The organism is Caballeronia sp. M23-90 (genome assembly GCF_053574605.1).
This window is the reverse complement of record NZ_JBSIPA010000295.1, coordinates 1-8,220: the sequence shown is the minus strand read 5'-3', so window position 1 is coordinate 8,220 and position 8,220 is coordinate 1. Positions and strand designations below refer to the sequence as shown.

Sequence of the window (8,220 nt, the reverse complement as noted above, 5' to 3'; positions counted from 1 at the left end):
TCTCGTTCTTGAGCCACGCGGCTTGATTGAGGAATGCGATGTCGGTGTGCAGCAGGACCCAGGCCCTGACGTTTGGATCCGCGATGTGAGTGCGCGCCGCCGCTTGGCACCACTCGGCGTACATCCATCCGGCTACGCTGATCTTCATGGGCTTCGTGCTCGGCTGGCAATGGATGGGCTTGCGCCTAGCCCTGGGGGTCCTGATGGTGTTCGGGCTCGGCTACGCCGTGAACCGCATGGTGACGCCGAAGGAAGCAGAGGCGTCGCGCGGCGAGATGGCGAAGCTCGTGGCTGCGGAAGATCCGGGGACTGCGTTCACGCGCTGGGTTCGCATCCTCGGGCGCATGACCATCCGGCTGGTGCCGGAGTACATCGTTCTCGTGCTGGTGCTTGGGGCGGCGCGTGCGTGGCTGTTTCCGCATATCGGACCGAACATCGACAACAGCGTGTTGTGGATCGTCGGTCTTGCCATTGCCGGCACCTTATTCGTGATTCCGACGGCCGGCGAAGTGCCGATCATCCAGGCGATGCTCTCGCTCGGCATGTCCGTGGGGCCGGCAGGCGCGTTGTTGATGACGCTGCCGCCGATCAGCCTGCCGTCAGTTGCCATGCTGGGGCGCTCGTTTCCACCACGGGTATTGACGATGGTTGCAGTTGCCGTGGTCGGGTTCGGGGTCCTCGGGGGATTGCTGGCAGTGGCGCTGGGGTTCTGAATCTGGTTGGCGACACGGGGCGATTCCCGTCGCCTCGTTCAGGGTGGCCGCGTGCACCTGCAGCGGCGCGCGATCCCATCTGGCAACGAAACGGCTCAACGTGTGGCCTGTTTTTCCCGCGCACGCTTTCAGGCGTTAGCCCGACTTCAACATTGCCTGCAGTCCGCAACCGTCGCGACGGTCTGAGATAACAGCGCGATCTATGAGACCAAGGTCCCATAGATCGCGTGGAAATTATCGACAACAATAAGCTCGAATACGCCTGCTACGGCGCGTTGGATAAACGGCTGTTCGACTGTCGCGGTCAAAATCCGTTTGGCGGTGAGTGCGGGCTTTGCGTATCTGGACGTCATGGGACGTCGAACCAAGGGGGACGACTACTATGAAGCGCGGAATTTGCATGAGCGCACTCGTTGGCGTTGCTGCCGGATGTTCGGCTGTTGCAATGGCCGATACACCGCCGGGTAACGGCTGGCAGTTCCAGGCTACGCCGTATCTCTGGGTCGCAGGAATCAGCGGGTGGTCGCGCGTTGGAACACGCACGCCCACGGCAAACCTAGACGCGAGTTTTTCCGACGTCCTCAAAAATCTCAATTTCGGTGGAATGGGCTCTTTCGAAGCGCGCTACGGTCGATGGGGCGTAGTTGTCGACACGATCTACATCAAGGTATCCAAGACATCCGATCCGCTGCTTGGCGGTGCACTCGGCACGTTGCGCCTTAAACTGAACGAAACGATACTCCAGGCCGCTGCAGCGTATCGAATAATCGACAGTCCGGTCATGCCGATCGATGTCCTGGTCGGCGTGCGTTACGCTTATGTGGACGGTGACCTGTCCTACTCGGGTGGCCGGGTCTTTCCAGACGGCCGCAGTGGCGACAAAAGTGCAAACTGGACCGACGGTTTCCTGGCAGTCCGCGGCGCTTACATGTTCACGGATAAATGGTCTGTTTCGGGCTACGCCGACGCGGGGACGGGCGGAACCAAGCATTCGTGGCAGTTCCTGGGCGGCGTTGACTACAAATTCTCGAAAACCATCGTAGTGAAGCTGGGGTATCGGATCCTTAGTATGGACTACGAAAAACCGGAATTTCTCTACAACATCAAGACACAAGGTCCGTATGCGGGAGTCGGGATCCGGTTCTGACGTTGTGATTGGCACGTACCACCTCGTCAGGCGTAGCTGCCTTGCGCGAGGCATCGCTATAGTCAGCGTTGCATGACCCAGTACCGTTAGTGAATTCGTGCCGGTCAAGACGGTTTTGCCGGGAGCAATCGTTCACTTTTCAGCTCTTGTCGACACCTGGTCGATCCGAGCTCGTACGAAACCGATTGCCTGCTTGAGGTTGTATACGTCCTGAAGATAACGCTGCGGGATTGAGATCTCGTTTGCGTGAGCATCCAGATTTTGTATCTCGTCACGCCACTGGGCGATCTGATCAGCGGTCGGCCTATTGACTTTCCATATCTCGTCTTCCAGCGACTTGATCTCGCGGTACCAGATCACCAGCCGATTTTTTATCTGCCTCTCCGCCATGCGCGGCAATGCCTGCAGCAACGCAAGCAGTAATGCCATGAAAGGCAGCAAGATCAGAAGCCGTCGTTCCACAAAGCTCGCCAACCAGAATGGCAGATATCGCTGAAGGATAGGTCTGCCTGATCTGAAGTAGCGTGTGCTTTCGTCCGACACCGGAAACTCTTCGGTGTTCGCGTTGGGGAACGTGTTCATAGGCGTGAAGTAGTCCTCGGCGCCGTGGACCCTCTTCGCGGCGTCGAGCAGCAGGTAAGTCAGCGCCGGGTGCAGGCTGTCCTTGGACACGAGAAGTGCGGTCGCGGCGAGCAGCGTCACATCGGCCTGAGGCAGGTCGTTGACGATACTCGTGGATGCTCGCGGAAAGATGACTTTCGAAAGAGCAGGGAACTTTTGCACCAACGCGTCGGCTTGCGCAAAATTCATCAGCTTCAGGCTGCTGTTCAGTAACGTCTGTTGCATCGTCCCATCGGGTCGGCCAATGAAGAAAGCTGCGTCGAGGCGCCCCGCGTTCAGTTCCTGATAGGCTTTGCCCGCGTCCATTTTCAGCAGCGCGGTATTAACCGCTGTGATGCCGCTGTAGGCGAGCAATTGCAGGGAAACATCAAGCAGGCCGCTGCCGGGAACGCCTATGGCAATGCGTTTGCCTCGTAGCTGTGCCAGGCGGTTGATGACCGGATCGCCGCGATAGAAAACCCAGATCGGCTCATAGGAGACTGCGGCGATGGTCTGGAGCCCGTCTGCTTCCTTGGCGGAGACGGTGCCTGACTGGACGAATCCCACTTCATAGTCGCTGCCAGGTTTGCTCAACCGCTGATAGTTCTCGATCGAACCGGAAGAACTGCGAATGTCGAGCACGATGCCATCCTGCTTCAGGATGGGGGCATAGCGATCTGCGAAGCCGCGATAGATGCCTCCGTCCGCGCCCGTCGTGATGACAATCGTCCGCTGGATGGCTGGCTTGATCACAATCGCAAAAGCCCAGCTCAGCACGGCCAGCGTGACCAGGGCGGCGGCGGCGAAAACGGTTCTTCTCTTGCGTGACAAGGGTGGCCTTCGGCTGCGTCGAAGCGCGGGATTCAATCTGGCCATGGTTCGGTTTTCCTCGTGACATCCTTGTGGTGAGGAGTTTCATACAGGGCCGCTTTCGACGATGACACTCGCGTCCGTCACGTCAAGGTTGTGGCTGCTAGCCTTGATGTCGGGTAGTTTCCGTTGCTCGGTACTTCGAATCTCTCGCGTGTAGCATGTGAGGATGCACGCGTTTATTCGAGCCTGGCGGGCTTTGGTAACGCTTCGACGCTTGCCCGGTTGTTACCGCAAGTAAGGATCGGGCAATCAACGGGTCAAGCACGGCCGAAGCGACGGTCAAAAGCACGAGATCCAAAAAAGCCATCGATCCCGAAATCGAACGGCCCCACAAGCGAACGTCCGCCTCGCACGCCGGCGGAAATTAGAATGACGCCTCGCCTGATGCCGACGACAGTGCGGATGACGCAAACGTGGCGTGCGAATGGGTCGCCGTTGCGCAAGCCGTGCCGCGCTCAATCATGAAGTGCCGTCCGGACTGCGGCGGATCGCCAACGCAAAGGGTAGGTTGGCGCACCGCTCAGTCAACTGTGAAGGACATGAATGCACGTCATTTCCCCGCCCCTGCTGCACCCGACTGCATCTGCGCCAGCGCCTTTTCGATGCTCAACGATCCGGATTTTTGGCTGGGCGGAAACTGAACGAAGGATTGGAGGAACTGGCCCACAATTGCCACGCTGGGTATCATCACCCACAAATGTTCTCCCCACCATTTTCCATACAACATCGACTGGTCCTGATAACGCTCCCATGGATCTTGCCGGAGGTTCGTCACAAGAGGAACGTTGGTGGAGTCTTGAGAACCGGTGAACAGATTGCCCGTGATGGTTTTAAAGCTGATCTTCCACTCGTCGTACCTGACAGCCAGGAGATCTCCGCTGTCAGTAAAGTAAAAGAACTCGTGCCGCGGCGCCTCTGGAACATCGCCTTTGAAGAACGGCATGAAGTTGTAGCCATCGAGGTGGTTCTTGAAGGTCTTGTCGCCGACCTTCTTTCCCATCAGGAGCTCATCCTTGACGTTGGGATCCCCTGCCGCGGCAAGCAGCGTCGGCATCCAGTCCTCTGCCGCAAAAATTGAATTGACAATGCTGCCGGGTTGAATGGCTCCGGGCCACTTCACGAGCAAGGGCACCCTGAAGCCGCCTTCATAGGTCGTTCCTTTCTCTCCCCGAAAGGGATGGTTACCGCCATCTGGCCACGTAAAGATTTCCGCGCCGTTATCGCTTGTAAAGATCACAATCGTATTGTCAGCAACGCCCAATTCGTCGATTTTGTTGAGAATCTGGCCTACTTCCCAGTCTAGTTCCATCATGCCATCCGCATAAAGTCCGTAGCCACTCTTGTCTTGCCATTTGGGAGAGAGGTGGGTCCAGACATGCATACGGGTGCTGTTGTGCCAGAGCAGGAATGGCTTGCCTGCTTTTACGGAGCGATCCATGAAGTCAGTCGATCGCCGTACCAATTCCTCATCGATGTCTTCCATATTGAACTTGGCCGTCGCGTCCATGCCCGGATGCGGCGGCAGCGGGCCGCCATCCTGGATTATTTGTTTTCCGACCTTCCCGAAGCGGGGGTCCACAGTAGTGTCATCCGTGTTGCTCGCTTTGCTGTCGATCATGTTGCGGGGGCCGAACTTTGCCCGGAAGTCCGGGTATCTAGGGGCTTTCGGATAGTCCCCCGCATACGGCTCTTCCATGGCATTCAAGTGATAAAGGATTCCGAAGAATTCATCGAAGCCATGCACTGTCGGGAGGTACTCGTTACGGTCTCCAAGGTGGTTCTTGCCGATTTGCGCCGTTGCATAGCCGTATGGCTTGAGGAGTTGTGCAATCGTCGGATCGGTGTCCTGAATACCCTGCTTGGCCGCCGGTAATCCCACAGCCAGGAGCCCTGTGCGAAAGGGAGTCTGTCCAAGAATGAACGCGGCGCGGCCCGCGGTACATGATTGCTGGGCATAGTAGTCGGTGAACAACGCGCCTTGCTTGGCAATGCGGTCAATATTGGGCGTGCTGCCGCCCAGCATTCCTCGATGGTACGCACTGATGTTCCACATGCCGACATCGTCAGCCATGATCACAACGATGTTGGGCTTTTTGCCTGGTTCCTGCGCACATACAGGCTGGACGGCCAGCGCTGCAACGAGAGGGAGAATCGTTTTTAGCCACTTCTGGAACCGAGGATTCATCGCTTTTCTCCGCGTTTCATTTTTAGGAATTGCGACTTCAGGATTGCGAACCCCCGGAAGCCAGTCATCGTAGGTCGATCTATCAAGCCCGGACACGTGCATTCTCGACAGCGGTCCTCCCGGGATGGTTCTTGAGTCTGCGTGCATTGCCTGAGGCGTGCAGCGCACGGCTTTATTTTCTCCGGGTTTGTTTTGTCAAGCAGTGCGACGGGAGTTCGGCGAAAGAACGAGTGCATGTTTTCACAGGTCGATACTTTGGCGACGAAAGCGGTCCTGCCGCAGCATCGAAACGAGCAAAACCGGCTGATATGGGAACATTAACGCGCTAATCAGGTTTGACACCATTGGACCTTGGTCCAATGGTATCGGCCAGCGCAAACATCCAATCTTGCTGGATGCGTCACTCAAGCCGGGAGAAGGCGCAATTACATCGGACGAGATCAAGTTGTGGAGGCAGTCGTGATTCGAAATCTCAAGCACAAGGTTGCAATTGCTGCCGTCGCGATGAGCACTATTGGTGCTGGGTCGGCGTTTGCCGTTTTTCAGCAGTTCCGAGGACCGGCAGCCCTCACCGTTGGCGATGGACGGATTGGTCCGAGAGATATGGTCTGGATACCACACGGACAGTTCTTGATGGGCAGCAATCACAGACAAGCTCAACGCAATGAAGGTCCGGCCCACGAGGTACGACTGAGCGGCTACTGGATTGACCGGCATGACATCACGAACGCCGAGTTTGCGCAATTCGTCGCGGCTACCGGCTATGTCACAACCGCTGAACAAAAACCAAAGTGGGAAGACCTCGCAGCGCAATTGCCACCTGACACACCTGAACCGGATGACAGCCTACTTGTGCCCGGTGCCATGGTCTTTGCCGGTACCGATGAACCGGTGCCGCTAGACGATTATTCGCGCTGGTGGAAGTTCGTTCCCGGCGCGAGCTGGAAGCACCCAATGGGTCCCGACAGTTCAATCTCCGGCAAGGAAAACCATCCGGTCGTCCAGGTCTCATACGAAGACGCGACTGCTTATGCGAAATGGGCGCATAAACGCCTTCCGACCGAAGCGGAGTGGGAATTTGCGGCGCGCGGAGGCCTCGAGCAGGCAGACTATTCATGGGGCGCAGAGCTCGCCCCAGGTGGCAAGAAAATGGCCAATACCTGGGACGATGGTGCGCAACCTTTCCCGGTCGCTGCGAGGATCGGCTCTACCGAGAAAGTGCAGATTGGCACCACGCCTGTCGGCAGTTACGCACCCAACGGATATGGCCTTTACGACATGGCCGGCAACGTATGGCAGTGGGTTGGCGACTGGTATCGTGCCGACGCGTTTCGTATAGAGGCAGCCGCTGCAAAGATATCGACGAATCCGCAAGGACCACGCGACAGTTTCGACCCGACGGTACAAGGTGCTGTCTACGCACCATCTCGCGTGACGCGTGGCGGTTCTTTCCTGTGCAGCGAAACTTATTGTACAAGCTATCGCACCAGTGCCCGTCGAGGCACCGACCCGATGAACGGGATGTCGCATCTGGGCTTTCGCCTCGCTATGGACGAAACGCAATGGGAGCGCTCATCGGAGAAGACACGCTGAAAGCAGTGGTGAACCGCGCGTATGATAAAAGCCCCTTGTTAATCGAATCGAATACATCGGCTATGGGGTGTTTTGGTTCGGTGCAGACGATAAGCTGGCAACAAGACGACTGCTTCACTGCTTAATTGGATCGTGTCCTTGGCACCCAACTGAACCAGTCGAAATCGGGGAAGCGGTTGCCCTGCCAAAGAAGGCATCCGGAATCGGAGTACTAACATGATGCGACTTGGCCGGTGTATTTGTGCGATCTCGGTCTGCCTTTTCTCGGCGGTATGCTGCGCGCAGCAGACGTCGTCCGGAGGCGACGACCCGGGACTTGAAAGTAGAGCGTTTGCAGCGCTTCAGTACCTGTTCGATAAAACGCCGAGGGCGAGCGACCTTCGCTACGGAGCCAAAGCGATTCTTGTATTCCCCGAGATCCGGAAGGCAGGCTTCATGGTCGGCGCCCAAGGCGGGAAAGGCGTCATGTTTGGACCTGACGGCAGAGCCCTGGGTTATTACACGGCAAGGGCGGTTTCCTACGGTGCACAGGCAGGCGAACAAACGTTCTCGGAGGCAATGTTTTTCATGACCGACGCTGCCGTCGCCTATCTCGCCTCGAGTGACGGGTGGTCAATCGGGATGGGTCCGAGCGTCGTGGTTCTTGATGCGGGAGCCGGCCGCTCCGCGAACTCGACGACGCTGCGGCCTGACGTCTATGCATTTATATACGGGCAGCATGGGTTGATGGTCGGTCTTGGTGTACAAGGGCAGAGGATCACAAGATTTGCACCATGACGAGTCAACTTGCATCCGATCAGGTGGAAAGCCTACAGGATGCAATTGTCCGACCTGGCGATCTTCTGTGCCGCAGCAAACGCGGGTTAAGGTCCGCTCGGAGTTCGGTCGCTATGGTGTCGGCACGACACGATAATAGACGCCGTTCGCTCCGTATGCGGGCCGGAACCAGGTATTTCCGCATAAGTAATAGGCCCCCCCTGGCACCTTCGGTGATATGCATCCCGCTGGAAGTACAGCGTAGATTGCGCCCATCGCGAACGCTCCGTCGACGGGCCTCGGCGCCGGATACGCAACCGGCAACGGTGCCGCGATAGCAAACGCGAATACAA

The 8,220-nt window shown here is 57.5% G+C and carries 5 protein-coding genes and 1 pseudogene; 4 read left to right on the top strand and 2 right to left on the bottom strand.

The features are described from left to right. Positions 1-125: 125 nt before the first annotated feature. Together ACRXB1_RS24065 and ACRXB1_RS24060 are read left to right on the top strand one after the other, a co-directional pair. A pseudogene (locus tag ACRXB1_RS24065) lies at positions 126-713 on the top strand (permease); the annotation flags it as partial. 400 nt (positions 714-1,113) lie between these two features. Then, the gene (locus tag ACRXB1_RS24060; protein ID WP_449493456.1) at positions 1,114-1,860 is read left to right on the top strand and encodes an outer membrane protein; all 747 of its coding nucleotides are present in this window, start codon (positions 1,114-1,116) and stop codon (positions 1,858-1,860) included. A 132-nt stretch (positions 1,861-1,992) separates the two neighbouring features. On the opposite strand, the gene ACRXB1_RS24055 is transcribed toward ACRXB1_RS24060, so the two are convergent. Both ACRXB1_RS24055 and ACRXB1_RS24050 read right to left on the bottom strand, forming a co-directional pair. Further along, a complete protein-coding gene (locus ACRXB1_RS24055; protein WP_174363507.1) occupies positions 1,993-3,336 on the bottom strand; it encodes a TAXI family TRAP transporter solute-binding subunit in 1,344 nt (447 codons plus the stop codon). A gap of 547 nt (positions 3,337-3,883) precedes the next feature. Further along, positions 3,884-5,614 carry an arylsulfatase gene (locus tag ACRXB1_RS24050; protein WP_449493455.1) on the bottom strand — a complete coding sequence of 577 codons (1,731 nt, stop codon included), beginning with the start codon at positions 5,612-5,614 and terminating at the stop codon, positions 3,884-3,886. Positions 5,615-6,022: 408 nt separating this feature from the next. On the opposite strand from ACRXB1_RS24050, the gene ACRXB1_RS24045 reads away from it, so the two are divergent. Then, positions 6,023-7,111: a formylglycine-generating enzyme family protein gene (locus ACRXB1_RS24045; RefSeq protein ID WP_449493457.1), complete on the top strand. Its 1,089-nt coding sequence runs from the start codon at positions 6,023-6,025 to the stop codon at positions 7,109-7,111. 216 nt (positions 7,112-7,327) lie between these two features. Continuing rightward, positions 7,328-7,888: a lipid-binding SYLF domain-containing protein gene (locus ACRXB1_RS24040; RefSeq protein ID WP_449493454.1), complete on the top strand. Its 561-nt coding sequence runs from the start codon at positions 7,328-7,330 to the stop codon at positions 7,886-7,888. The last annotated feature ends 332 nt before the right edge of the window (positions 7,889-8,220 follow it).

Excerpts from the sequence above, each read along its gene's own strand:
- ACRXB1_RS24060 (WP_449493456.1), top strand. The coding sequence starts at position 1,114 with ATGAGCGCACTCGTTGGCGTTGCTGCCGGATGTTCGGCTGTTGCAATG.
- ACRXB1_RS24055 (WP_174363507.1), bottom strand. The coding sequence starts at position 3,336 with ATGGCCAGATTGAATCCCGCGCTTCGACGCAGCCGAAGGCCACCCTTG.
- ACRXB1_RS24045 (WP_449493457.1), top strand. The coding sequence starts at position 6,023 with ATGAGCACTATTGGTGCTGGGTCGGCGTTTGCCGTTTTTCAGCAGTTC.
- ACRXB1_RS24040 (WP_449493454.1), top strand. The coding sequence starts at position 7,328 with ATGATGCGACTTGGCCGGTGTATTTGTGCGATCTCGGTCTGCCTTTTC.